Raw genomic sequence first — 26,027 nt, forward strand, 5'->3', positions numbered from 1 at the left:
GAAGGCGACCGTGGGAAAGGCGGGGTCGGGGGCGAACTGCGACGCGACGACATGCACGTCGTCGAACCCCGCGGCGCGCAGCGCAGCGACGGCGGTCTCCCCGCCGACACCGTGCAGCGGGGTCAGGGCGATCCGCACATCGCGCCGGGGTGAGCGCGGCAACGTCGCCACCCGTGCGAGATACCGCTCGAGAAGTTCTTCACCCGAGGTGACGACGGTGGTGCGCGGAATCTGTGCCGCGTCCGGTGCCGCATCGATCGCGGCTTCGATCTCACGGTCGGCGGGTGCGACCAACTGTGCACCGCCCGCGAGATACACCTTGTAGCCGTTGTCGCCGGCGGGATTGTGCGACGCCGTGATCTGAACTCCCGCAACGGCTCCGAGGTCACGTACCGCGAACGCGGTGACGGGAGTGGGAAGCGGGCGGGGCAGTGCCACCACGTCGAACCCGGCCGCCGCGAGGACTTCCGCCGCGGCAGCGAAGAAGTCCGCCGAGCCGGTCCGGGCGTCGCGCCCGACGACGACGGTGCCACCGCCGTGACCACGGGCGGTCAGCCACTGTGCGAGCCCCGCCGTGGCACGGACGACCACGGGCACGTTCATCCGGTCGGGCCCGTCGCCCACCGGGCCGCGCAGCCCGGCGGTGCCGAAACGCAGCGTCACAGCCGCGCTGCCAGGTCGCGGAGCAGATCGCCCATCCGGGTGGCTGCGTCGCGACCCGCCGCGAGGACTTCCGCGTGGTCGAGGTGCGCGCCGGTGATGCCGGCGGCGGCGTTGGTGACGAGGGAGACGCCGAGCACCCGCGCACCGGCGGCGCGCGCGGCGATCGTCTCGTGCACGGTGGACATGCCCACGAGATCCGCGCCGAGGGTGCGCAGCATCCGGATCTCCGCGGGCGTCTCGTAGTGGGGGCCGGGCAGTCCCGCGTAGACGCCCTCGGCGAGGCTGGGGTCGATCTCGCGGGCGAGTGCACGTAGATCTGCGGAATACGCGTCGACGAGGTCCACGAACTGGGCACCTCGCAACGGCGACCGGCCGGTGAGATTGAGGTGGTCGGAGATCAGAACCGGCTGACCTACCGCGAAACCGGGATCGATACCGCCGGCGGCGTTGGTGAGGATCACGGTGTGCGCGCCCGCAGCGACGGCCGTGCGGACGGGATGGACCACACGGGTGAGGTCGTGACCTTCGTAGGCGTGGCTGCGGCCCGCCAGAACGAGAACCGCGTTGTCGCCTGCCCGCACCGAGTGCACGGTGCCGGGATGCCCGGCGGCGGTGGGCGGCGCAAAGCCGGGGAGTTCGCTCATCGGCACGGTGGCGACGGGCGTGCCGAACCTCTCGACGGCCGCGCGCCACCCCGAGCCCAGGACGACGGCGACGCCGTGCGCAGGCACCGACGAACGTTCGGCGATGACGGCGGCGGCAGCGATCGCTTCGGCTGCGGGATCGAGAATGACGTCCGGGTGTCCCATGACACGGACCCTAACGTCCCGGCCGTGGTTACTTGCGAGTAACCACGGGCGTTATCCTGGCTCGCATGCCCTATCTCGAACGCGACGGCGACGTCTTCGTACTGCACCTCGGCGACCGCGACGCGGAAGCGACGGACAACCGTTTCCACCCGGATCGGCTCGCGGCGATCGGCGCGCTGCTCGACGAGGTCGAAGCGCACGACGGCCCCGCGGCCCTCGTCACCGCAGCGACGGGCAAGTTCTGGAGCAACGGACTCGACACCGACTGGGTGTTCGCGAACCTGACGGAACTGCCCGGGTACCTCGATACCGTGCACGACCTCTACGTGCGGATACTGACCTTCCCCGCCGCCACGGTCGCTGCCGTGCAGGGCCACGCGTTCGGTGCCGGAGCCATGCTTGCGCTGGCCCATGATTTCCGTGTCATGCGAGCGGACCGGGGATTCTGGTGCCTGCCCGAGGTGCAGCTGAACATGCCGTTCACGGTGGGGATGTCGGCGCTGGTCCGGTCCCGGCTGCCGATCCAGACCGCGGTGGAGGCCATCACGACCGGTCGCCGTTACGGGGGCACCGACGCCGTGGCGTCCGGCATCGTCGAGCAGACCGTCGACGGTGACGCGGTACTCGCCGCGGCCGTCGAACGCGCCGCCGCGCTCACCGGCACCCGGGGCAAGAACCTCACGACCATCAAGCGTGGTCTGCATGCTCCTCTGATCGCTGCTCTCGAGATACGGACGGACGCGTCGAACTTCGTGCTCGGCTGACGCTGCTGCCCGATCCGTCGGGTCGGTCCGGCATGACAGACTGGACAGCGTGACGACACTTGCCGACAGCGCGATCGAGGCTGCTTCAGACACCTTGGTCGCGCTGTCGCATTCGATTCACGCCGAACCGGAACTCGCCTTCGAGGAGTACCGCAGCGCCGCGAAGATCATCGACGTGCTGCGCGGCTGCGGTTTCGAGGTGCGCACCGGTATCGCCGACCTGCCGACCGCCTTCGATGCCCGGTTCGGCAGTGGCGACCTGGTGCTCGCGTTCTGCGCCGAGTACGACGCGCTGCCCGGCATCGGACACGCGTGCGGGCACAACATCATTGCTGCGGCCGCGGTCGGCGCGGGCATCGGTCTGGCCGCGCTCGCGGACGAACTCGGCGTCACCGTCCGCGTGATCGGTACGCCCGCCGAGGAAACCGGTGGCGGCAAGGTCCTCATGCTCGAACGCGGAGTATTCGACGACGTCGGCGCGGCGATGATGGTGCATCCCGGACCGATCGACATCACCGGTGCGACCTCGCTCGCACTCTCCGACATCGCCGTCGATTACCTGGGCCGCGAGGCCCACGCCTCCGCGGCCCCGGAACACGGGCGCAACGCCGCGGACGCCGCCACCGTCGCGCAGGTCGCCGTCGGCCTGCTCCGGCAGCACCTGCACCCGGGCCAGCAGATCCACGGCATCGTCGGCTACGGCGGCGCCGCCCCCAACATCGTGCCCGGCCACACCGAGCTTCTCTACTACCTGCGCGCGACCTCGGCCGAACTGCTCGACGACCTCGGCCGGCGTGCGGAGGGCTGTTTCGCAGCCGGCGCACTCGCGACGGGCTGCACACACCGGATCAGGACGGTGTCGCCGCCCTACACGGAGCTCACACCCGACCCGTGGCTGGTGCAGGCATATCGTGAGGAGATCATCGGGCTCGGCCGCGCGCCGTTGCCCGCCGAAGAGGAAGGATCGCGCCCGCTGGGCAGCACCGACATGGGAAACGTGACGAACGTGGTGCCAGGAATTCATCCGGTCATCGGATTGGACTCCGGTGGTGCCGTGACGCATCAGGAAGCGTTCGCCGCGGCATGCGTCACCGACTCGGCCGACCGCGCAGTTCTCGACGGCGCGCGTGCTCTCGCAGCGACCGCTGCGCGCGCTGCCGCCGATCCCGTCCAGCGCGCCCGGTTGCTCGAGGGAGTCGAGCGCCGATGAATCCGTACGTGGAGAAGTGGCTCGGCGCGCACACCGAAGATCTCAGTGCCTGGCGCCGGCATCTGCATGCCAATCCGGAACTCGCACGTCAGGAGTACGCCACGACGGAGTTCGTCGCGCGGCACCTGACCGCCGCGGGACTCGCTCCGAAGGTGCTGCCTCGCGGAACAGGCCTCATCTGCGACCTGGGCCCCACCGGCGGTCCGCGTATCGCGCTACGTGCCGACATGGACGCGCTGCCGCTCCAGGAGATGACCGGTCTGCCGTTTTCGTCGACTGTGCCGGGTGTCTCTCACGCCTGCGGCCACGACGCACACACCACGGTGCTGCTCGGTACGGGTCTCGCGCTCGCGTCGATGCCCGAGTTGCCGGTCGGTGTGCGGCTGGTGTTCCAGCCCGCCGAGGAAGTGATGCCGGGCGGCGCTCTCGACGTGGTCGCCGCCGGTGGCCTGGACGGGGTGTCGCGGATCTTCGCGCTGCACTGCGACCCGCGGCTCGAGGCGGGCAAGGTCGGGATGCGGACCGGCGCGATCACGTCCGCGGCAGATACCGTCGAACTGGTCCTGGACTCTCCGGGCGGTCACACGTCGCGCCCGCACCTCACCGGCGACCTCGTGTACGGGCTGGGTGCGGTGATCACCGGCTTGCCGGGACTGCTGAGCCGGCGCATCGATCCCCGCACCGGAACCGTCATGGTGTGGGGCGCTGTCAGTGCGGGCAAGGCGCCCAACGCTATTCCCCGCACCGGCATGCTCGCCGGCACCGTACGCACCGGTGACCACGCGACCTGGCAACTGCTCGAGCCGATGGTGCGGGAAATCGTGCACGGACTCCTGGCACCGACGGGTGTGCGGTATCAACTGAACTATCTGCGTGGCGTGCCACCTGTCGTCAACGACACGGAGTCGGCCCGCATGTTCGAGGACGCGATCCGTCCGGTCGGACCGGACGCGTTGTCCGACACTCCGCAATCCGGTGGCGGAGAAGACTTCTCGTGGTATCTCGAGCATGTGCCGGGCGCGATGGGCCGCCTCGGCGTGTGGTCGGGCAGCGGGCCGCAGCTCGACATCCACCAGCCGGGCTTCGATCTCGACGAGAGAGCCCTTGCCGTCGGTGTCCGGGTGATGACGAATCTGGCGCTGGGCGTCGGGTAGTTCGCCCGGGGGCCGGGTCTAGAAGCTGTCGGGACGCCCCGGGCCCACGTTGCGGCTGTTACGAGTGCGCAGATCCCGCACGTACTCGGCGGGCGCTCCGGCGATCTCGGCGGCGTCGGCCATCACACCCAGGTAGCGCGCGGACGGGAGACCGCCCTCGTAGCCGTCGACCACATACAGCCACGCCAGCACGGGTCCGTCGGCGGTGTCGACGCGCACGCGGATCTTGCGATGGAACCCGAGTTCGGCACCTTCCCAGCTGTCGAGGCTGCGCTCGTCGTCTTCGGTGACGTCGTAGAGGACGATGAAGACCTTCGCCGCCGGATCCTCGACCACTGTGGCGAGAGCGCCTTCCCAGCCGATATCGGCGCCCGCGAATGTCAGCCGCCACCCGTGCAGCCAGCCCGTCCCCGCCATCGGGGAGTGCGGGCAGCGCTTCAGCATCTGCTCGGGATGCATGTTGGACCCGTAGGCGGCGTAGATCGGCACGGCATAAGGCTAACGGGTCGCCGCCCGCCGCAAGATCAGGGGCGCTCGTCGCCTGTGTTGCCAGGTCCGTATGCGAGTGGGCATGCCCGTGGCATAGCGTTGTCGGGGACGCCCGCACACCCCCGCGTGCGTTGCGCTCGTCCCCCGGCACCCTTCGGAATCGATACAGAGGAGAACCATGACCCGGATTGTCATCATCGGCGGCGGCCCCGCGGGATACGAGGCCGCGCTGGTCGCATCACAATACGGCGCATCGGTGTCACTGATCGATTCGGACGGAATCGGCGGTGCGTGTGTCCTGTTCGACTGCGTCCCGTCCAAGACGTTCATCGCGTCCACCGGGGTACGTACGGACATGCGGCGTGCCGGGGACCTGGGCATCGAACTCGAGGGCGCGACCGTCGCCCTGCCGCAGGTGCACTCCCGCGTCAAGAGTCTCGCCCGCGCGCAGTCGTCCGACATCCGCACCAAGCTCGAGGCGGCCGGGGTGAAGCTGTACTCCGGGCGCGGCGAACTCATCGACAGCCAGCCGGGTATGGCCGCGCACAAGGTCCGCGCCAACCTCCACACCGGCGAGGAGAAGGTGTTCGACGCCGACGTGGTCCTGATCGCCACCGGCGCGAGTCCCCGGATCCTGCCGGGAGCAGAGCCGGACGGCGAACGCATCCTCACGTGGCGCCAGCTGTACGACCTCGACACCCTGCCCGAGGAGCTGGTCGTCGTGGGTTCCGGTGTCACCGGCGCCGAGTTCGTATCCGCGTACACCGAGGTCGGGGTGCACGTCACCCTCGTCTCGAGCCGCGACCGCGTGTTGCCGCACGAGGACGAGGACGCAGCGCTCGTACTCGAAGACGTCCTGGCCGAGCGGGGCGTGACCCTCGTCAAGCACGCCCGTGCCGACGCCGTCGAGCGCACCGAGAACGGTGTCCGGGTGCTGCTCGCCGACGGCAGGATCGTCGAGGGCAGCCACGCGCTCATGACCGTCGGTTCCGTCCCGAACACGCAGGGACTCGGGCTCGACAAGGTCGGGCTCGAACTCGACCGTGGTGGATTCCTGCCCGTCGACCGGGTCTCGCGCACCGCGGTTCCCGGGATCTACGCCGCAGGTGACTGCTCGGGACTGCTGCCGCTGGCATCGGTCGCCGCCATGCAGGGCCGCATCGCGATGTACCACGCGCTCGGCGAGGGCGTGAGCCCGATCAAGCTCAAGACCGTTGCGGCGGCGGTGTTCACCCGTCCCGAGATCGCGGCGGTCGGCGTGAGCCAGGCCACCATCGACGCCGGTGAGGTTCCCGCCCGGACGGTCATGCTGCCGCTCAACACCAACCCCCGCGCCAAGATGTCGGGAGTGCGTCGCGGTTTCGTGAAGATCTTCTGCCGGCCCGCGACGGGCGTCGTGATCGGCGGCGTGGTCGTCGCACCCACCGCATCCGAGTTGATCCTGCCGATCGCACTCGCGGTGCAGAACAATCTCAGCGTGGCGGACCTGGCGCAGACGTTCGCGGTCTACCCGTCGCTCAGCGGCTCGGTGACCGAGGCAGCCCGCCAGCTGATGCGTCACGACGACCTGGACTGACCCCGCACGGCGCGGCGAAACCGCGTGGCGCGCCGGGGCTTGACTCTCCCCTCGGGGGAGGAACGAGGGTGGGTGCATGACAATCAACAGCATCTTTCCCGTGGTCCCGGCCGCCGACGTGGCCCGCAGCCGCAACTTCTACACCGGACTGCTCGACCTCGCCGTCGTCTTCGACAGTGGGTGGTACGTGCAATTGCAGGCCCCGGGTGGCGAGTCCGTGCAACTGGGACTCGTCGAACGAGGACACCACACCGTCCCCGAGGGATTCCGGGCGGCGGCGCCGGCGGGGGTGCTCGTCTCGGTCGAGGTCGAGGACGTCGACCGGGTGCACGCCGCGGCGATCGCAGCGGAACTGCCGATCGCGTTGTCGCTCCGGGACGAGGATTTCGGGCAGCGGCACTTCATGACGACCGACCCCGACGGACTGCTCGTGGACGTGATCACGGTGATCCCGTACGCCGGCGACCTCGCCGAGAGCGCCGCGGTCTCCGGCGGGCCGCAATGACAGAGGCGCGCTGGATGAGCATCGGCGAGTTCGCGCGCGCCGCACGGCTGACGGTGAAGGCACTGCGGTATTACGACCGCGAGGGACTGCTCACCCCGGACCGCGTGGACCCCGGCACCGGCTACCGCTTCTACGCGCCGTCACAACTGGCGACGGCGCTGCGGATCGGATTGCTTCGCCGTGCGGATGTGTCGGTCGCGGCGATCCGGGCGTTCCTCAGCGATCCGGCGCAGGGGAGCGAGGTGCTCGCGGCCGAGCGCGCCCGCATCGAACGGGACGCGGCGCGCGCGGCCCGGTCCTTCGCTCTCGTCGATTCCCTGGGGAACGCGGTGGACGCGGATCTTCCCGTCGCCGTGCACCACATCGACGCGGCAACGGTGTTGTGGAGAGAATCCTGTGCCGCGGCGGAGACGCTCGACGAGGCCGCCTCGGAGGCGATCGGCACCCTGCTCGCGCAGGCCCGGCGGTATGGTCTGGACGGGTCGGCGTCTGTCGTCGGCCGATACCCCGCCGCGCTCGACGGCGAGGTCTCGTTCGGGGTGGGTCTGGAAATCGGCGCCGGCGCCCGGCTGGATGAGGCCGTCGAGGCGCAGACCGTGACCCTGCCCGGCGGGGTCTTTGCGGGCGTGGACTTCAGGGGCGCGCCGGCGCTGCTACCGGTCGCCTATCACGTGCTGTTCGCGCGTCTCGCCGACGACGGTGTGCCCGTGGAAGGCCCTGTGCGTGAGTACTACCTCGCCGACCCAGCGGTGGTCGGTGAAGACGAGATGCGCACGCGCGTGGTGCATCCCGTGCCCGAGGACTACCGACCGGGGTGGGCTCGGCCGTAGGTGCGTTGGGCCGCCTCGGTCCGGAGAGTACCGATCACCGGATCAAATGTTCTTATACTGTAAAACTCGAACCGTCGGCCTCGGGGTGCCTCATGAGCGAACGCGCGAACAGCGGGGACGTCCGGCCGGATGCTTCACGACTCGGCCGCAGCCCTCACCGGTGGCTGCGCCGCACCGGCACGTCGCTGACGGTCGTGCTGGCCGCAGCGGGTGTGGCGGGGATCCGACAGTTCTTCTTCGGAGCCCCGGGCATCGGCCACTTCCGGGACGCCGAGGGGCGCAGGATCTATGTCGAGGCCTACGACCGCGCGATGTCTGCTCTTCCGCCACCGACCACGACCCGCGACATCGTGACCCGATTCGGGTCGGTACGCGTGTACGAATGGTTCTCGGGTGGGGCGGACGGTGCAGTTCCGGTCGTCCTGATCCCGGGCATGTCTTCGGGTGTGCCCATGTGGGCGGACAATCTCGGGACGTTCCTCCCTCGCCGTCGTGTGCTCGCGTTCGACGCGCTCGGTGATGCCGGTTTGTCGATCCAGAGTGTTCCGCTGTGCTCGTCCGCGCAGCAGGCATTGTGGATTTCCGAGGTGCTCGACGAACTCGCACCCGAGGGCACTCACGTCGTCGGTCATTCGTTCGGCGGCGCGAGCGCGGCGGCCTACGCTCACCGATTCCCCGAGCGCGTCCGCTCGTTGACGCTGCTCGAACCCGTGTTCACCTTTGCGTACCCGCCGGTGCGCATGCTCGCATGGGCGATGGTCTCGACCGTCCCGTTCCTGCCCGAGAGCTGGCACAACACCGCACTGGGAAAGTTGGGAGGCGCCGAGTTCGACCCGAACGACGACATGGCGAAGATGATCGCCGCCGCTTCGGAACACTTCTCGGCGCAACTCCCGACCCCGTCACCGTTGAACGACGCCGCGCTGACTTCGCTGGTGATGCCCACGTACGTCGCTATCGCAGAACGAGATTCGCTCGCCGGAGGCAGGTCTGCCGCCGAGCGAGCCCACCGGCTCCCGAATGCGACGGTCGATATCGTGCCCGACACCACGCATTCGCTTCCTATGCAAGCGAAAGACTTTCTGGCCGTGAAGCTTCCCGAATTCTGGTGTGACGCCGAACGGGAGTGACCGCCCGCGAGGACGTGGTGTGGTCAGGCCCAGCCGTAGGTGCGCTCGACCGCCTTGTTCCATCCGGCGAACAGGCGTTCGCGCTCGTCGCCGCGCATGGTCGGCTCCCACGTCTTCTGGGCTTCCCAATTGTGCCGGATGTCGTCCTCACCGTCCCAGTAGCCCACGGCCAGTCCCGCTGCGTATGCCGCACCGAGAGCGGTGGTTTCGGCGACCACGGGCCGCACGACCGGCACGCCGAGGATGTCGGCCTGGAACTGCATGAGCAGGTCGTTCACGACCATTCCCCCGTCCACCTTCAACGTGTGGAGTTCGACGCCCGAATCGGCGTACATCGCCTCGATGACCTCCCGGGTCTGATACGCGGTGGCTTCGAGTGCCGCCCGCGCGAGGTGCCGTTTGTCGACGAACCTGGTCAGACCCGTGATCACGCCGCGCGCGTCGGGGCGCCAGCGCGGTGCGAACAAGCCCGAGAAGGCCGGCACGATGTATGCCCCGCCGTTGTCCGGCACGGATGCGGCGAGTTGCTCGATTTCGGCGGCGGACCGCAGGATCCCCAGGTTGTCGCGCAGCCATTGGACGAGCGACCCCGTGACGGCGACCGAGCCCTCGAGCGCGTAGACGGCGGGCCGGTCCCCGATGCGGTAACACACGGTGGTGAGCAGTCCGTGTTCGCTGCGGACCGGTGTGGTGCCCGTATTGAGGAGCAGGAAGTTCCCTGTGCCGTAGGTGTTCTTGGCTTCGCCGGGGGACAGGCAGGCCTGACCGAACGTCGCGGCCTGCTGGTCGCCGAGGATCCCGGCGATGGGGACGCCCGCGTAGGGTCCGCGTTCGCGGGCGTGCCCGTAGATTTCGGACGAACTCCGGATCTCGGGAAGCATCGAGACCGGTATCCCGAAATCCGCGCAGATCTCCGGATCCCACTGCAACGTGTCCAGATTCATCAGCATCGTGCGGGAGGCGTTGGTGACGTCGGTGATGTGGACTCCCGGTCCGTGCCCGTCTTCACCGGCACCGCCCGTCAGTTTCCATACGATCCAGCTGTCGATGGTGCCGAACACCAGGTCCCCGGCGTCTGCCCTCTCCTGGGCACCGTCGACGTTGTCGAGTATCCAGCGCACTTTCGGGCCCGCGAAGTAGGTCGAGAGCGGAAGGCCCGTGACATCGCGGTAGCGGTCCGCGCCGGCGTCGCCCGCGAGTTCTTCGACGAGGCGGTCGGTTCGCGTGTCCTGCCAGACGATCGCGTTGTACACCGCCTTGCCTGTCGTACGGTCCCAGACGACGGTCGTCTCGCGTTGATTCGTGATGCCGATCGCGGCGATGTCCTGCCTGCGCACGTCCGCTTTGGCCAGTGCCACAGCAGCCACTTCGCGCGTGTTGAGCCACAGCTCCTCGGGGTCGTGCTCCACCCATCCGGCGCGCGGAAAGAACTGCCGGTGTTCCTTCTGCGCGACGGACACGATCCGGCCGTCGTGGTCGAAGATGATGCACCGGCTCGAGGTGGTGCCCTGGTCGATCGCGGCGATGTACTGGTTCACGGATGATCCTCGATAGGGCGGACGGGATGGCTCAGGGCAGCATCTACTGCGCGCTGCGCGGTCGAAACTACTAGCCTTGTCGGGGATACGTCGGCGACTCACGGGAGCGGTGCGGTGAATCAACCAGGTGTGCAACCCCTCGGACCGCGACAGCGCGCCGACGCATGGCGGCAACTCGCCACCGAACAATTCGACGTCATCGTCATCGGCGGGGGTGTCGTCGGAGCCGGTGCGGCGCTCGACGCGGCGACACGAGGACTGCGGGTCGCGCTCGTGGAGGCCCGCGATTACGCATCGGGGACGTCGAGCCGGTCGTCGAAGATGTTCCACGGCGGTTTGCGATACCTGGAACAACTCGAGTTCGGTCTGGTGCGAGAAGCGCTGCGCGAACGCGAACTTGCGCTGACCACCCTCGCTCCGCACCTGGTCAAGCCGCTGAAATTCCTTTTTCCGCTTACCCATCGGGTATGGGAACGTCCGTACATCGGGGCGGGGATCTTCCTGTACGACCGGATGGGTGGCGCGAAGTCGGTGCCGGCGCAGAAGCACCTGACGCGGGCGGGCGCGCTGCGTATGGTCCCCGGTCTCAAGCGGTCCTCGCTCACCGGCGGAATCTCGTATTACGACACCGTGGTCGACGATGCGCGCCACACCATGACGGTCGCGAGGACGGCCGCGCACTACGGGGCGGTTGTCCGGACGTCCACCCAGGTCGTCGGATTCCTGCGGGAAGCCGACGGAGTCGCGGGGGTCCGTGTGCGCGACAGCGAGGACGGCTCTGTCATCGACGTGCGTGGCAGCGCCGTCATCAACGCGACGGGTGTGTGGACCGACGAGATCCAGGCGCTGTCCCGCCAGCGGGGCAGATTCCGGGTGCGGGCGTCGAAAGGCGTCCACATCGTCGTTCCGCGTGATCGCATCGTGAGCGACTCGGCGATCATCCTGCGCACCGAGAAGTCCGTGCTGTTCGTCATCCCGTGGGGCAATCACTGGATCATCGGCACCACCGACACCGACTGGAACCTCGATCTCGCCCACCCGGCGGCCACGAAAGCGGACATCGATTACATTCTCGATCACGTCAACCGTGTGCTCGTGGTGCCACTCACCCACGACGACATCGACGGGGTGTACGCCGGGCTACGGCCACTGCTGGCGGGGGAGAGCGACGAGACCTCGAAACTGTCGCGCGAACACGCGGTCGCGCGGGTTGCACCCGGCCTCATCGCCATCGCGGGCGGCAAATACACCACCTACCGCGTGATGGCGGAGGACGCGGTCGATCTCGCCGCCGAGGACATCCCGACACGGATCGCCCCCTCCATCACGCACAAGGTGCCCCTCGTGGGCGCCGACGGGTACTTCGCGCTGGTCAACCAGACCATGTCCCTCGCCGAGGAATACGGGTTGCATCCCTATCGGGTCAAGCACCTCCTCGACCGGTACGGCTCGATGATCGACCAGGTCCTCGAGCACGCGAAGAACAGGCCCGAATTGCTCGAGCCGCTGACCGATGCGCCGCGTTACCTTCAGGTGGAAGCGGTGTACGCGGTCGCGGCGGAGGGCGCCCTGCATCTCGAGGACATCCTGGCGCGGCGCACCCGGATCGCGATCGAGTACTCCCACCGGGGGGTGCACTGCGCGGAGCAGGTGGCGCGGCTCGTCGCACCGCTGCTGGGCTGGGACGACGAGACGGTCGATCGCGAGGTCGACATCTACCGGGCCCGGGTGGAGGCCGAAATCCTGTCGCAGACCCAGCCGGACGACGAGTCGGCCGATGCCCTGCGGGTGGCGGCCCCCGAAGCACGCGGGGAGATCCTGGAGCCGGTACCGATCACCCGGTGACCCGGGCGTGGTCTCGCCACGCCGGACGCTTCTGATCTCAGTGCGTCAGCGCGATTTTGACGACCACGACCGCCGACGCGAGCAGGGCCAACCCCACCGCCGCGAAGACGGTTGTGGTTCCGGCGGGGCGGCCCTGCAGGCGTTGGACGACGAACACCGTCGAACCGATGCGAATCAGAATCGCCACCTCGGCGAGCACTTGTGCCGTACGAGGTTCGAGCCACCCGAGCCACGCCGTGAGAAGAATGAGGCACGGCAGCGACGCGGACGACAGGATCGGGACCGAGTTGCGGAGTTCCACCCAGCGCTCGGCGCCGGTGAGTGGGCGCGCCGACCGCACGCTCTGCGAGACCGATTCTGCGAACACGTGCGCGAGAAACGTCGAGAGCGCGGTGCCCAGCACGATCGCGATGCCGATGTATTGCCTGGTGGTGGTGATCGGAACCAGGGCTGCGAGGACGAGCACGTTGCCGTAGACGTACGCACTTATCCGGCTTGCCGCCGCGTTGCGTGACAGCGGAACACGGCGGGACGCAACCAACCGGCGTGGTGCGTCGCGAGCCGGGGTGGGGGACACCCCGTCAGCGTGTCACACCGGGCCGGTGCCGTGACGTGACTTTCGGGCTGTAATGCACGGGCGAGTCGCGGCGGTCCACGGGCGGCAGATTACGGCCCGGGGTGTGCAACACGGGGGCGTCCCGGGCGATGCGGCCGGCGGCGCGATCGAGGCCCGCTCGGGCGCGCGGGTGATAGCGGAAACGCTTCGGCACGACCTTGCCGCCCAGACCGATCGCGCGGCCCACGAGGGCGTGGATCTTCTCGTCGCGAGTACTCCAGCGATACCCGAGCAGGTCGCGTACCGGGGGGTCGTAGAGGCCGACGGTGAGCCAGGAGAACCCGGCGACGACCGGCGGACGCAGCGCTTTCCAGACCGGTTCGGGGAACCACCGCAGGAACGGCGGTCGATCGAGGTTCGACAGGTCGAGGACGTCGCGGGTCGCCTTGTTGTCTTCGAGCACGTTGCGGCACATGTGATCCCAGTACTCCAGGAACGCTTCCCACGACTCGGGGACCGAATGCATGGGCATGCCGTAGAGGCGATACCACTGCACGTGCTCGTCGAAGAGCCGGTGCTTTTCCTCGAGGGTGAGCGGGCCGTCGAACCACTCGATCGACACCATGAGGCTGTAGAAGAAGGTCGAGTGTGCCCAGTAGAACGTGCCCGGGTCCAGCGCGTTGTACTTGCGTCCCTTCTTGTCGACGCCCTTGATGGTGTTGTGGTACCCGCGTACCTGCGCGGCGGTCTCCGGTGCCCGCGGGCCGTCGAAGACGACTCCGTAGATCGGGTACAGCGACCGGTAGAGGCGCTCCCAGCGCTCGTCGAAGAACTCCGAGTGTTCCTCGACGCCGGCACCGAGGCCGGGATGCATGTTCTGCATGGACCCGGCCCACGGCCCGAACAGCATGCCGCGCCACCCGCCGAAGTACTTCCAGGTCAGCGAGTCGGGGCCGAGAGGCTCGGGCGGTGCCGCAGCCGGACGGGCCGTCGTCTCGTCCGGTGCCGGCTCGTCGACGCCCTGACCGCCGGGATACTGACTACGCATGTTGTCAGAGTAGGATCTGTCCGGCACGTAGTCAACGACGGGAAACAGCAGTGGGCACCACGCGCCGCAGTTGGGCGGGGGTCGGCATCGAAGAACGCCGGCGGGTACGCAGGGAACGGCTCCTCACCGCCGGTACCGACCTGATCGGCGCGCCCGGCGGTGCGATCGCGAACGTCCGTGCCGTGTGCCGCGCGGCCGAACTCACCGAGCGGTACTTCTACGAGAGCTTCACCGACCGGGACACCTTCGTCCGCGAGGTGTACGCACACGTCGCGAAACAGGCGCGCGAGGCGCTCGCGTCCGCCGTCGCCTCGGCGCCGCCGACGGGTGTCGCGGAGGCTGCGGTGCGGGCCTTCATCGGTCTCGCCGTCGACGATCCGGCCAAGGGGCGCGTGCTGCTCCTGGCGCCGCTGCGGGAGCCCGCGCTCAGCAGCCGTGGTCTCGAACTCGCGCCGGCATTCGTCGCGCTCGTCGAGGGCCGGCTCACCGGCATCGAGGACCGGGCGTATCGGCACCTGGTGGCCGTGGGACTGGTCGGCGCGTTCACCAGCATGTTCATGGGGTACCTCGAAGGCGACGTCACGGTGTCCCGGGAAACGCTGGTGGCACATTGCGTTTCACTGCTCGAACATGCCGGAGAGACCTACGATCCGGTACCGCGCGGCTGACAGCGGGGGCACCGGTACACCACCCGCTCCGGTTCGGTGGCCGTGCCCAGGTCCCAGGATTCGATGGGTGTCCCGCAACGTCGGCAGGGATCGCCGCGTCGCCCGTACACCCAGAGGTTCCGGCCGCGACGGCGATCACCCGTCGTGACCCGCACCGCCCGCTCGCGGTTCGCGGTGAGGATGCGGTGTGCGAGGTCCACCCAGCCCCGAGGATCACCTGCCGTACCCACCGGCTCCCGCGGATCGACGCCGCGCAGGAAACACAATTCGGACCGGTACACATTTCCCACACCTGCCATGACCCGCTGATCGAGTACGGCGACCCCGATCGGGCGGTGCGGGTCGCGCGACAGATTCTCCGCGGCGCGCACGGCGTCCCAATCGGCTCCGAGCAGATCGGGCCCGAGGTGGCCTACTGCGTCGTCTTCCCGGTCACGGGGGAGAACTTCGAGGATTCCCAGTTCGAACCCGACGGCCTGCGATTGTTCCGTACCCAGTACCACGCGAGCCTTGAAACCGGGCTTGCGCCACCGCGCGCCGCGCTGGTAGATGTGCCACTCGCCCTCCATCTTCAGATGCGAATGGATCGTGTGGCCGGGTAACCGGATGAAGATGTGCTTGCCCCGCGACACCACCTCGTCGACGATGCAACCCGTGAAATCCGCTGTGGCGAAACGCGGTACACGGAAATCGGTTTCGGTGAGCGTTCTCCCCGCCAGAGCGGTGTTCAGTTGCTGCGCTGCGCGGTAGACCGTATCGCCCTCGGGCATCGTCAGAACCTCAGCCGGTATCCGCGCGGCGTCGCCGAGAAGCCGGACTCGCCCAGGATGTCGGCGAACGCGTGCCCGTGGATGGAGGCACCGTCGACCTTCTCCACGACGATCTTGTCGACGCCTCCGCGCTTGACGGTCGCGGCGAGGGAAGCGCACGCACTGCGCAGCAGTCCCGGATCGTCGTCGAAGGTGAGCATCGTGCGGCCACCGCGTTCGATGAACAGCACCAGGGCGCCGTCGACGAGAACCACCAGGCCACCGGCCTTGCGTCCCGGCCGGTGGCGGGGTGCGTCGTCGGGGGCCGAGGACTTCGGCCACGGGAGTGCGGCGCCGTACGGGTTGGCCGGGTCGCACGCTGCGAGGGTGATCGCCGCGGTTTCGTCGTGGCGGCCTTCGATCGAGTCGGCGAACGAGCGCAGGCGGTCGACGACCGCGGGTGTGGAGAACTGGGCCCCTCCCAGCGAGTCGACGAAATACCCACGCCGGCAACGACCACGCTCCTCGAACCGGCTGAGCACCTTGTACATCGTGGCGAACCCGCCGGGTACGCCCTCGCTCACCACGACCCCCCGGGTGACGACCCCGTACCGCTCGAGCAACAGTTCCGCGATGCTGTGTGCACGGATCGTCGCGTCGGTCTCACGTTCGGGGAGCAACGACCAGCGACCGGCGACGGTGGGCGGGCCGGTGCGCGACGGCATCGCCGGGCGGGCCCGGTACATCCGCGCCCGTGGGGCGCGCCGCGGGGTCCGGTGCGCGGGCGTCGCGCGGGAGGTATCGCCGATCAAGGCCCGCAGCGGCGCAAGCGTGTCTCCCGAGATGTATCCGCCCCAGACCAGGTCCCACAGTGCTGCAGCGACATTCGTGTCGGTGGCGGTCGATTCCCGGGCGGACACGGCATCGGTGAGCTGACGGAAGAAGAACGCGCCACCACCGGCGAGCGAGTCGAGGATCGCGTGGTGGATCGGGGACATGTCGAGTTCTTCGGTGGGCGCGAGGGTCACCGGTGCCAGGTCGGCGGGGTGGAGCAGGACCCATCCGTCCTTGCCGGAGATCGACCCGGCGCCCGACCACACCACCTCACCTGTCGAGGTGAGTTCGTCGAGCATCGTCGGTGAGTAGTCGCGCACCCGGGGTGCGAGGACCAGTGGCTCGAGTGCGCTTGCCGGAAGCGGAACCCCGGCGAGTTGTTCCACGACCGTGAGAACGCCGTCGAGCCCGTAGAGAGCACTGCCACCCGCGCCCTTGCCGAGGTGGTGCCAGTCGGGAAGGAACCGGCCGAGCGTGGCCGTGCTGACCGGTTCGACATCCTGGCGGGCCGCTGCGAGCGACCGCCGTCGCAGCCGCCTCAGCACCTCGGAATCGCACCATTCGGACCCGGTGGCACCCGGACGGAATTCCCCCGACGTGACGCGCCTGTCGGCAGCCATCCGCCGCAACACGGAGTCGACGACGGCCGTGCCGAGCCCGAACCGCGCCGCGACCTCGGCCGCGGTGAACGGACCGTGGGTGCGGGCATACCGGCCCACGAGATCACCGAGCGGATCTGCGACCGGCTCGACGAACGCGGTGGGCACCCCGATGGGCAACGGCACGCCGAGCGCATCACGCAACCGGGATGCGTCTTCGATGGCGGCCCACCATTGTTCACCCGCGTACGACACGCGGAGTGCACGTCGCCGGCGGGCGAGGTCGGCGACCCACTCGGTCGGATCGTCGGTGGTGCGTTCGCGCAACTCGGCATCGGTGAGCGGCCCGACCAGTCGCAACAGGTCGGCGACACCCTCGGCATCGCGCGCGCGCCGCTCCGGTGTCAGTCGCTGCAGTTCGTGTTCGGCGTCGGCGATGACGTCGGCGTCGAGCAGTTCGCGCAACTCCACGCGACCGAGCAGTTCGGCCAGCAACGTCGAATCGAGCGACAACGCGGCCGCGCGGCGCTCGGCGAGCGGGCTGTCTCCCTCGTAGAGGAACTCGCCGACGTAGTTGAACAGCAGTGACGAGGCGAACGGGGAGGCGGTGGGCGTTTCCACCTCGACGAGGCGGATCTGCCGGCGGGCGACGCGACCGAGGAGGTCGTGCAGGGCGGGCAGGTCGTAGACGTCCTGAAGGCACTCGCGGACGGTCTCGAGCAGAATCGGAAAGGTGGGGTAGCGGCGCGCGACGTCGAGCAATTGGGCCGAGCGTTGCCGCTGCTGCCACAACGGCGCCCGCTTGCCGGGGTTGCGGCGCGGCAACAGCAGTGCGCGGGCCGCACACTCCCGGAACCGCGACGCGAACAGCGCCGATCCACCGACCTGCTCGGTGACGATCTCGTCGATGTCCTCGGGGTCGAAGACGAAGATCTCCGACCCCGGTGGCGCGTCGTCGGCGTCGGGCAGTCGCACGATGATGCCGTCGTCGGAGGCCGTCGGGTGGGATTCGACGCCGTACCGCTCGAGCAATCGGGCGCCCACCGCCAGTGCCCACGGTGCGTGCACCCGCAATCCGAACGGGGAGTGCAGCACCAGTCGCCAGTCGCCGAGTTCGTCGCGGAACCGTTCGACCACCAGGGTGCGGTCGGTGGGAAGCTGTCCTGTCGCGGTGCGCTGCTCGGTGAGCAGAGCGATCAGGTTGGTCGTCGCGTTCTCGTCGAGTCCGCCGTTGCGACAGCGTTTTTCGGCCTCCTCGGTGTCGGCGTGGCCCAGTTCGCGGATGAACGCGCCCAGAGCGGCTCCGAGTTCCGCGGGCCGGCCCTGGCTGTCTCCGTGCCAGAACGGCAAGCGGCCGGGACGACCGTAAGCGGGCGAGACCAGTACCCGGTCGAACGTGATCTCTTCGATCCTCCAACTGGTGGCACCGAGTGCGAACACATCGCCGACCCTCGATTCGTAGACCATCTCCTCGTCGAGTTCTCCGACACGGGTGTTCTTCTCGCCCACCATGAACACGGTGAACAATCCGCGGTCGGGGATGGTGCCGCCCGAGGTGACCGCGAGTCGCTGCGCGCCCGGGCGCCCGGTGAGCGTGCCCTCGGTGCGGTCCCACACCACACGCGGCCGTAGCTCGGCGAACTCGTCGGACGGATAGCGTCCCGCGATGAGGTCGAGCACCGACTCGAACACGGGTCGCGACAGGGACGCGAACGATCCGCTGCGCCGCACGGTGTCGAACCAGTCGTCGACGTCGAGCGGTTCGAGCGCGGTCGCCGCGACCGTCTGCTGGGCCAGCACGTCGAGGGGATTGGCGGGTACCTGCAACGCTTCGATCTGCCCGGCGACCATGCGCTCCACCGTGACGGCGCAATGGATGAGATCGGTGCGGTGCTTGGGGAAGAGCACACCGCGGGACGTCTCACCCACCTGGTGCCCGGCGCGGCCCACCCGTTGCAGGCCGCTCGCGACCGACGGCGGTGCCTCCACCTGGATGACCAGGTCGACCGCACCCATGTCGATGCCGAGTTCGAGGCTCGAGGTGGCCACCACGCACCGTAGCCGCCCGCTTTTGAGGTCGTCCTCGATGAGGGCGCGCTGATCCTTGCTCACGGAGCCGTGGTGGGCGCGGGCCAGCACCGGTTCGGCGCCGTACGTGACTTCGGTGGGTGCCCCGATCTGCGCCGGAGGTTTGCCCGTGCGCTCGACGTCGGTGCCGGCGCGTTCGGTGTAGATCTCGTTGAGACGGGCGGTGAGCCGCTCGGAGAGCCGTCGCGAGTTCGCGAACACGATGGTCGACCTGTGTGCGGTGATGAGGTCGACAATCTGTTCCTCGACGTGCGGCCAGATCGACCCCGCCTGGGGAGTGGGCGACGCAGAGTCCTCGTCCGGCTCGGCGACACCGAGTTCCGTCATGTCCTCCACCGGGACCCGGACCGTGAGATCCCACGTCTTGGCCGCCGGGGGTGCGACGATCCGGATCGGCGCGCCACCGGCGAGGAACCGGCCGACCTCCTCGTGGGGCCGCACCGTCGCGGACAGTCCGATGCGCTGCGCGGGCGCGCGCAGCAGCAGGTCGAGCCGTTCGAGCGACAGCGCGAGATGGCTGCCCCGTTTGGTGCCGGCAACGGCGTGCACCTCGTCCACGATCACGGTCTCCACGCCGGCGAGGTTCTCCCGCGCCGACGAGGTGAGCATGAGGAACAGCGACTCAGGAGTGGTGATCAGGATGTCGGGTGGGGTGCGGGCGAGCTTGCGTCGGTCGGCCTGCGAGGTGTCGCCGGAGCGGACCCCGACGCTGATGTCCGGTGGGGTGAGGCCGAGCCGTTTGGCGGTCTGGGTGATCCCGACCAGCGGCGATCGCAGGTTGCGTTCGACGTCGACCGCGAGAGCTTTGAGCGGCGAGACGTAGAGCACCCGCGTGCGCTGCTCGCGGGCGACCGTCTCGTCGGCCGGGGTGGCGGCGAGCCGGTCGAGCGACCACAGGAACGCGGAGAGCGTCTTGCCGGAACCGGTGGGTGCCACGACCAGGGTGTGCGCGCCGGACGAGATCGACTCCCACGCACCGAGCTGAGCGGGAGTCGGGGCGTCGAAAGCTCCGCCGAACCATTCACGGGTCGGTGCGGAGAATCGGTCGAGGACAGAGCTCACCTGTCTATCGTGCACCCGACCGCCGACAGGCTCAGTCCTCGAAGGCGAATTGAGCGATCTGAGGCGAGTGCAGGTCGGCCCACCGGTTGCGCCCGGTGCGGACCAGTTCGGTGACGAGGGCACGGGCCGGCGCCCGCCACGGCAGGGCGTCGAACTGCTCCCGGCTCTCGGGTGTTTCCGTCCATGCGATCGTGGCCATCGCACCGCTGTGCGTCACATTCAGCGCAGGGAAGGTTGCAGCGATCCGGTCGAGGGACGCGCCGCAGGCCTCTTCCAGACCCTCTCGCGTCACTGTGATCCAGCCCTGGACATTCCGCAGACCCGGTCCCGGGGTGTCGAGGTGGAGGCCGGCCACCTCGAGATCACCGGCATACACGCTCACGAGTCGGCGGCCCGTCGGCGACACCGAATTGTCGGGCAGGCACGCGACCGACCAGTACTCCCGCTCGCTCATCCGTGCGTTGGGCACGCTCGACCGGATGTAATCGCGCAACCATGCTGTGACGATGCCGAATTCGGGGTAGTGCGCGAGCTCCCTGTACTTGGTGTCGCGTAGGGGGAGTTCGGAGACGGAGTCGGGCGAAGGCATGTTCACGCGACGATTATGGCCGTTCACGGGCCGATCCGGGTGCAAGGCCGGAATCGACGCGTTCCCACGCCCGGGGGGCTGCGTCCGGGTCACAGCACCACCCCCGGGTTCAGGATCGTCCGAGGGTCCAGCGCATTCTTGATTTGCCTGGTCAGAGCCATGACATCAGGGCCGACCTGGTCGGGAAGCCACGCCTTCTTCAAGCGGCCCACGCCGTGCTCCCCGGTGATCGTGCCGCCCAGTTCGATCGCGAGATCCATGATCTTTCCGAAAACCGCCTGTGCTCGCACGGCCATCTCGTCGTCGGCGGGGTCGTAGACGATCAGGGGATGGGTGTTGCCGTCCCCCGCGTGAGCGATGACCGCGACCGTCACATCGTGCTCCGCCGCGAGCGCGGCGATCCCCTCCACAAGCGCGGGAAGAGCCGGCAGGGGAACCCCGACGTCCTCGAGCAGCAGGCTGCCGGTGCGCTCCACCGCGGGGATCGCCATCCGGCGGGCGGCCGCAAACGCTTCCCCCTCCGCGGCGTCGTCGGTGGTGAACACCTCGTCGGCAACGGCGTCGCGACATGCCTGCGCCATCAGCGTGATCTCCTCGGCCGCGGCCGCGCCCGGTACGTCGGAACGCGCGATGAGCATCGCTTCCGTGGAGCGGTCCAGACCCATCCGGAGCATGTCCTCCACCGCTCCGATCGTGGTCCGGTCCATGAATTCGAGCATCGCGGGCCGCAGCATGCCGGTGATCGCGACGACCGCGTCGGCGGCGGCCTGGACCGACCCGAACGTGGCGACCATCGTCGACGCCGGTGGTTGCGGCGGAAGCAGTCGCAACGTCACCTCCGTGATGACGCCGAGGGTGCCTTCGCTGCCGACGAACAGTTTCGTCAAGGACAGGCCGGCGACGTCCTTGAGTCTCGGGCCGCCCAATCGCACCGCGGTACCGTCCGCCAGCACGACCTCGAGACCGAGGACGTAATCGGACGTGACCCCGTACTTCACACAGCACAGGCCGCCGGCGTTGGTCGCGGCGTTGCCGCCGATCGTGCAGATCTCGAACGACGACGGGTCCGGCGGGTACCACAGACCGTGCTCGGCCGCTGCCCGCTTGACCTCGGAATTGAGGAGCCCCGGCTGCGCAACTGCGGTTCGGGTGGTCGTGTCCACCGTGAGCGCACGCATCTTCTCGGTGCTCAGCACGATGCCCCCGGCGATGCCGCCGGATCCGCCCGACAGACTCGTGCCGGCTCCCCGGGGCACCACCGGGACGCGATGGGTGTTCGCCCACCGCAGCGTGGCCTGCACGTCCGTGGTCGACGTGGCGCGCACCAGGGCGGCGGGCACAACCGCGTCCGGGTCCTGCGCACGGTCGTGGCGGTATCCGGCGAGGATGTCAGGGTCGGTGACCAGTGCGCCCTGCGGCAACGCGGCGGCCAGTTCGGTCAGCGGCATCGCAGGCAGTCCGGTTTCCTGTTCGGTGGACATCTCGTCACCCCGCCGCCGGGACGTAGCGGGCACGCAACTTGTGTTTGACCAGCTTGCCGGTGGGTGTGCGCGGCAGGTCGTCGGAGAAGTCCACACTGCGCGGTGCCTTGAAGTGCGACACGCGGTCGCGGACGTACTCGAGCAGTTCCTGCTCGAGTTCGGGACTCGGCGTGACCCCGTCTGCGAGTTGCACGACGGCCTTGACCTCTTCGCCCATCTCCGTGTTCGGCACGCCGATGACCGCCACGTCGTAGACCTTCGGGTGCAGGGTGAGGACGTTCTCCGACTCCTGTGGGTAGATGTTGACGCCGCCGGAGATGATCATGAAGGCGGCGCGGTCGGTCAGGTAGAGGAAGCGGTCGTCGTCGAGGTACCCGATATCCCCGCTCGTCGTCCAGGTCGGGTGGTCGGGATGTGTTGCCGCTGCGGTCTTCTCGGGGTCGTTGTGGTATCGGAAAGGGTGTTCGTCGCGTTCCCACCACACTGTCCCGATCGCGCCGGCGGGGAGTTCGTTTCCCTCGTCGTCGCAGATGTGGACGATGCCCATGACGCCGTCGCGCCCCACGGACCCGGGCCGCGCGAGCGCCTGCCCGGAGTCGATGAAGGTCGCGCCCGCACCTTCGGTGGACGCGTAGTACTCGTGGATCACCGGGCCCCACCACTCGATCATCGCCCGCTTGATCTCCGGTGGGCACGGTGCGGCCGCGTGGATCGCGACCTTCATGCTCGAGACGTCGTATCTCGCCCGCGTCTCCTCCGGCAGTTTCAGCATCCGCACGAACATCGTCGGCACCCACTGGGAGGCCGTGACCGAGTACTTCTCGATCAGGGCGAGCGCTTCTTCGGCGTCGAAGCGGTCCATCAGGATCACGGTGCCGCCGACAGACTGAACGGTGCCGCAGAACCGGAGCGGCGCAGCGTGATACAGCGGGGCGGGGCACAGGTAGACCGTGGTGTCGTCGAACCCGTACATGGGCGCGAACACCGCGGTGTACGGGTCGGGGACGTCCTGCACCTGGCCCACGGACAGAGCCGGTTCGATTCCCTTCGGCCGCCCGGTGGTGCCGGAGGAATACAGCATGTCCCGGCCACGAGGCTGGTCGTCGAGCGGTGACGGATCGTGGCGGGCGAGCGCATCCTCGTAGTCGTCGAAGCCGGGAAGCGACCCGCCGAAGACGAGGCGGTGGGCCACTCCCGGGTACGCCCCGGGTGACGTATCGACCGCCGACAGGGCGTGTGCCGAGACGACCAGGGCTTGCGCGTCGCAGTCGTCGACGATGTAGGCCGCTTCGTCGGGAGTGAGGTGCCGATTGACCACGGTGATGTACAGGCCGGAACGCAGTGCTGCCCAGTACACCTCCATGACGCGCAGGTCGTTGTCGGATATCAACGCAAGATGGTCGCCGGGCGCCAGGCCGGCGGCGCGCAGATGCTTCGCCAGCCGGATCGAGCGTTCGTCGAGTTCCCGGTAGGTGAGCGACTCGCCCGTGGCGGGCCGGATGATGGCCGGCTTGTCGGGGGTGGTCGCGACGAAGTTCCCTGGGTACATGGTCCCCGGTCTACCACAGGGTGTGTCGCAGGACACATTTTCCTGCCGAAACGCGAGGCTCCATCCATGCGTATGAGGGGCTACCGATGTGCTGCGCCAGGGAGTTGTCAGGCCTGAGGTTCCGCGATCTTTCCGAGTACCCACTCGACCGCGCTGGGCACCGGTTCGATGATCACGACATCGGAGCGAGCAGACAGCACACGTGCTGCAGCGCTCAGGGGGCCGCCACCGATGACCACAGCCCCTGCTCCCGCTGCGGCGGCCTCGTCTACTGCTGCGTCGAGTTCGGTCACGCTTTCCTCGTAGGCGCACGCGAGCGCGAGCGGCCCCGTGCTGGTGAGCATTACTCCGGCGAAGTCGGCACTCGGGTCGACTCGCGCCACCAGCGAGCACAGGCTGTCGGCCAACTCGCCGGTCGTGGTCGCAATGGCAAAGCGTCGACCACCTTTGCTTGCCGCGAGTACAGCCGCCTCGCCGATCCCCACCACGGGAATGTCGGTCAGCGAGCGAAGCTCGGACACTCCGGGGTCGCCGAAGGCTCCGACGATGATGGCGACGGGATGGTGGAGATCGATACCCTCCATCGCGACGTCGACCGTGTGTGTCGCGGCGTCGGTCAGGGCCGCCGCATTCGTGATCATGCGTGGGCCGGCCCGTGCGGTTATTCCGATAACCCTGGTACCGGTTTCGGCCAGCAAGCCGGCTGCCACCTCGACCAGCATCTCGGTGGTCGCCTCGTTGGTGTTCGGATTGACGACGAGGATGGAGTCGGTCACGTCAGATGTCCTCGGGCATAGGCTGTCCGACCGTTTCTCGGGGGAACTGCACCGCGATACCGCACACCAGGAAGAGCGCGGTAAGCAGGCCGAACATCGCACCGACCCCCGAAGCGTCCAGGACGGCTCCGGCGATCAGCGGGAACAACCCGCCGGACAGTGAACCGATGGCGAGGATGACGGACGTCGCCAGTCCGCGGATGCGGGTCGGGTACTGCTCGGGCGCGAAGAGCCAGATGGTGGTGTTGAGGATGATGACGGCGAAGTTGAACAGCGCACCGAATATGAGGACGAGTCCGATGTTCGTTGCGAAGAACCCGAACCCGAGGGCCGCGACAAAACCGAGCAGAGCGCCGCAGGTCAGTGTCAGCTTTCGGGGGAGTCTGCGTGCGATCAGCGCCGCGGTGAGTGCACCCGCGAGCGAGCCCGACTGCATGACGAGCGTGTACCAAAGGGCTGTATTGATGGACAGGCCACGCTCGGTCAGGATCACGGGGATGAGCGTGAGCATGGAAATCTGTGCTGCGTACGACATGCAGACAGCCACGCCGAGTGCGAGTGTGGCACGGCGGTAACGCTTCCCGAACATCTCGGTCCAGCGGGACTTCGGCGCGGCCTTTTCGGTCGCGGCCAGGGAAGGGTCGAGATAGGTGACCGAGGTGTCGACCGGCCCGCGAAGTTTGCCCTGAGCGAGTCGTGCGATCACCAGGTTGGCCTCCGCGATCTTTCCGGTCGCGGCGAGGTATCGAGGAGTCTCGGGCAGAGCGCGCCGAAAGACGACCACTGCGAGCGCAGGGACGACGAGGAGTCCGAAGAGCCAACGCCACTGGTCCGGCCCCGAGAAGACGGCGAAGACGATGACGCCGAACAGAGGGGCCAGCATATTGCCCAGACCTGCTGCGGCGACGTTGATGAGACCGACCGCGGTTCCTCGGTGGCGCGCGGAGAAGAACTCGGAAAGCATGATGACGGCGACAGCGATTTCACCGCCGAGGCCGAGGCCGACCAGGAATCGGGCGCCCACGAGTACCTCATAGGTGGGGGCCAAGGCGCAGATGAGCGAGCCGATCGAGAACACGATCAGGTTGGCGCCCAGGAGGGTTCGCCGTCCCAGCCTGTCCATCACTGCGCCGGCCAGGATCCGTCCGAGGGCGACAGCGGTGAAGGTTGCCGTATTCAACAGGCCGATCTGCGCTCCCCCGAGACCCCACTCGGATTTGAGTATGGGACCGGCGATACCGACGGTGTTCTGTTCGATTGCGTCGAAGAAGACGCCGAACAACACCATCGCGACGATCCCGAGGTGTGCGGACGTGACGCCGATCCGCGAGTACGCGGCTTCGATCTGGCCGCTCAGCGTGGCCTTTTCGGCCGGATCGCCGAGGGGCGCATCGGTGGAATGGGTAGCAGGAGTGCTCATCAAGCTTCCTCCGTTTGGTATACCAGCAGGTGACGAGAAAGCTGTCGAGCGATATGGCAGTCTGGGTTGCCGTCGGGTTAAATAGCCGTTTCATC

21 protein-coding genes and 1 pseudogene are annotated in these 26,027 nt (G+C 68.4%); 9 read left to right on the forward strand and 13 right to left on the reverse strand.

Features of this window, described 5'->3' with window-relative positions; all coding sequences use genetic code 11:
• Positions 1–663 (reverse strand): annotated as a pseudogene (locus TVH25_RS07630) (phospho-sugar mutase); the annotation flags it as partial.
• Entirely contained in the window at positions 660–1,472 is an 813-nt protein-coding gene (locus TVH25_RS07635; protein ID WP_422423736.1) for a purine-nucleoside phosphorylase, read from the reverse strand. The gene TVH25_RS07635 and the pseudogene TVH25_RS07630, both read right to left, overlap by 4 nt.
• A 65-nt stretch (positions 1,473–1,537) precedes the next feature.
• On the opposite strand from TVH25_RS07635, the gene TVH25_RS07640 reads away from it, so the two are divergent.
• Genes TVH25_RS07640 through TVH25_RS07650 form a run of 3 tightly spaced genes read left to right on the forward strand, consistent with a single transcriptional unit; the run spans position 1,538 to position 4,600 of the window.
• Positions 1,538–2,236, forward strand: coding sequence for an enoyl-CoA hydratase/isomerase family protein (locus tag TVH25_RS07640; RefSeq protein WP_169619864.1), 699 nt, complete (start codon positions 1,538–1,540; stop codon positions 2,234–2,236).
• Positions 2,237–2,285: 49 nt separating this feature from the next.
• Positions 2,286–3,446, forward strand: a complete 1,161-nt coding sequence (locus tag TVH25_RS07645; protein ID WP_378527661.1) for a M20 family metallopeptidase — start codon at positions 2,286–2,288, stop codon at positions 3,444–3,446.
• Complete coding sequence (locus TVH25_RS07650) at positions 3,443–4,600, forward strand: M20 family metallopeptidase (RefSeq protein ID WP_169651661.1); 1,158 nt, start codon at positions 3,443–3,445, stop codon at positions 4,598–4,600. The genes TVH25_RS07645 and TVH25_RS07650 overlap by 4 nt, the downstream gene beginning before the upstream one ends.
• Positions 4,601–4,618: 18 nt before the next feature.
• On the opposite strand, the gene TVH25_RS07655 is transcribed toward TVH25_RS07650, so the two are convergent.
• Complete coding sequence (locus tag TVH25_RS07655) at positions 4,619–5,089, reverse strand: gamma-glutamylcyclotransferase (RefSeq protein WP_169619861.1); 471 nt, start codon at positions 5,087–5,089, stop codon at positions 4,619–4,621.
• A 178-nt stretch (positions 5,090–5,267) separates the two neighbouring features.
• Between TVH25_RS07655 and TVH25_RS07660 the strand changes: the two genes are divergently transcribed.
• From TVH25_RS07660 to TVH25_RS07675, 4 genes are all read left to right on the forward strand, one after another.
• Positions 5,268–6,665 carry an NAD(P)H-quinone dehydrogenase gene (locus TVH25_RS07660; protein ID WP_169619860.1) on the forward strand — a complete coding sequence of 466 codons (1,398 nt, stop codon included), beginning with the start codon at positions 5,268–5,270 and terminating at the stop codon, positions 6,663–6,665.
• Positions 6,666–6,741: 76 nt separating this feature from the next.
• The gene (locus TVH25_RS07665; protein WP_422423737.1) at positions 6,742–7,170 is read left to right on the forward strand and encodes a VOC family protein; all 429 of its coding nucleotides are present in this window, start codon (positions 6,742–6,744) and stop codon (positions 7,168–7,170) included.
• Positions 7,171–7,184: 14 nt separating this feature from the next.
• Positions 7,185–8,000, forward strand: coding sequence for a MerR family transcriptional regulator (locus TVH25_RS07670; protein WP_422423738.1), 816 nt, complete (start codon positions 7,185–7,187; stop codon positions 7,998–8,000).
• Between the two features lie 92 nt (positions 8,001–8,092).
• On the forward strand, positions 8,093–9,130 hold the full coding sequence (locus TVH25_RS07675; RefSeq protein ID WP_422423739.1) for an alpha/beta fold hydrolase: 1,038 nt from the start codon (positions 8,093–8,095) through the stop codon (positions 9,128–9,130).
• 23 nt (positions 9,131–9,153) lie between these two features.
• On the opposite strand, the gene glpK is transcribed toward TVH25_RS07675, so the two are convergent.
• Positions 9,154–10,668, reverse strand: coding sequence for a glycerol kinase GlpK (gene glpK, locus TVH25_RS07680; protein WP_296548997.1), 1,515 nt, complete (start codon positions 10,666–10,668; stop codon positions 9,154–9,156).
• 129 nt (positions 10,669–10,797) lie between these two features.
• On the opposite strand from glpK, the gene glpD reads away from it, so the two are divergent.
• Positions 10,798–12,513 (forward strand): glycerol-3-phosphate dehydrogenase, encoded by a 1,716-nt coding sequence (gene glpD, locus TVH25_RS07685; protein WP_422423756.1) that lies wholly within the window; start codon positions 10,798–10,800, stop codon positions 12,511–12,513.
• A gap of 37 nt (positions 12,514–12,550) precedes the next feature.
• On the opposite strand, the gene TVH25_RS07690 is transcribed toward glpD, so the two are convergent.
• Both TVH25_RS07690 and TVH25_RS07695 read right to left on the reverse strand, forming a co-directional pair.
• Positions 12,551–13,090, reverse strand: coding sequence for a hypothetical protein (locus tag TVH25_RS07690; protein WP_296548998.1), 540 nt, complete (start codon positions 13,088–13,090; stop codon positions 12,551–12,553).
• Positions 13,091–13,094: 4 nt separating this feature from the next.
• Positions 13,095–14,117 (reverse strand): oxygenase MpaB family protein, encoded by a 1,023-nt coding sequence (locus TVH25_RS07695; protein WP_422423740.1) that lies wholly within the window; start codon positions 14,115–14,117, stop codon positions 13,095–13,097.
• 50 nt (positions 14,118–14,167) lie between these two features.
• Between TVH25_RS07695 and TVH25_RS07700 the strand changes: the two genes are divergently transcribed.
• Entirely contained in the window at positions 14,168–14,785 is a 618-nt protein-coding gene (locus TVH25_RS07700; protein WP_422423741.1) for a TetR/AcrR family transcriptional regulator, read from the forward strand.
• Here the strand turns inward: TVH25_RS07700 and TVH25_RS07705 are convergent.
• The 7 genes from TVH25_RS07705 to TVH25_RS07735 form a co-directional block, all read right to left on the reverse strand.
• On the reverse strand, positions 14,761–15,555 hold the full coding sequence (locus TVH25_RS07705) for a DNA-formamidopyrimidine glycosylase family protein (RefSeq protein ID WP_422423742.1): 795 nt from the start codon (positions 15,553–15,555) through the stop codon (positions 14,761–14,763). The genes TVH25_RS07700 and TVH25_RS07705 overlap by 25 nt on opposite strands.
• A gap of 2 nt (positions 15,556–15,557) precedes the next feature.
• Entirely contained in the window at positions 15,558–20,117 is a 4,560-nt protein-coding gene (locus TVH25_RS07710; RefSeq protein ID WP_422423743.1) for an ATP-dependent helicase, read from the reverse strand.
• 31 nt (positions 20,118–20,148) lie between these two features.
• The gene (locus tag TVH25_RS07715) at positions 20,149–20,706 is read right to left on the reverse strand and encodes a hypothetical protein (protein ID WP_206036604.1); all 558 of its coding nucleotides are present in this window, start codon (positions 20,704–20,706) and stop codon (positions 20,149–20,151) included.
• Positions 20,707–20,795: 89 nt separating this feature from the next.
• Positions 20,796–22,187: an FAD-binding oxidoreductase gene (locus TVH25_RS07720; RefSeq protein ID WP_422423744.1), complete on the reverse strand. Its 1,392-nt coding sequence runs from the start codon at positions 22,185–22,187 to the stop codon at positions 20,796–20,798.
• A gap of 4 nt (positions 22,188–22,191) precedes the next feature.
• On the reverse strand, positions 22,192–23,736 hold the full coding sequence (locus TVH25_RS07725) for an AMP-binding protein (RefSeq protein WP_169619849.1): 1,545 nt from the start codon (positions 23,734–23,736) through the stop codon (positions 22,192–22,194).
• A 107-nt stretch (positions 23,737–23,843) separates the two neighbouring features.
• Positions 23,844–24,512: an aspartate/glutamate racemase family protein gene (locus TVH25_RS07730; RefSeq protein WP_422423745.1), complete on the reverse strand. Its 669-nt coding sequence runs from the start codon at positions 24,510–24,512 to the stop codon at positions 23,844–23,846.
• Between the two features lies 1 nt (position 24,513).
• A complete protein-coding gene (locus TVH25_RS07735; RefSeq protein ID WP_169619847.1) occupies positions 24,514–25,932 on the reverse strand; it encodes an MFS transporter in 1,419 nt (472 codons plus the stop codon).
• Positions 25,933–26,027 lie beyond the last annotated feature (95 nt).

Origin of the sequence: Rhodococcus sp. 7Tela_A2 (assembly GCF_049311045.1) — a bacterium.
Classification (GTDB): domain Bacteria; phylum Actinomycetota; class Actinomycetes; order Mycobacteriales; family Mycobacteriaceae; genus Rhodococcus.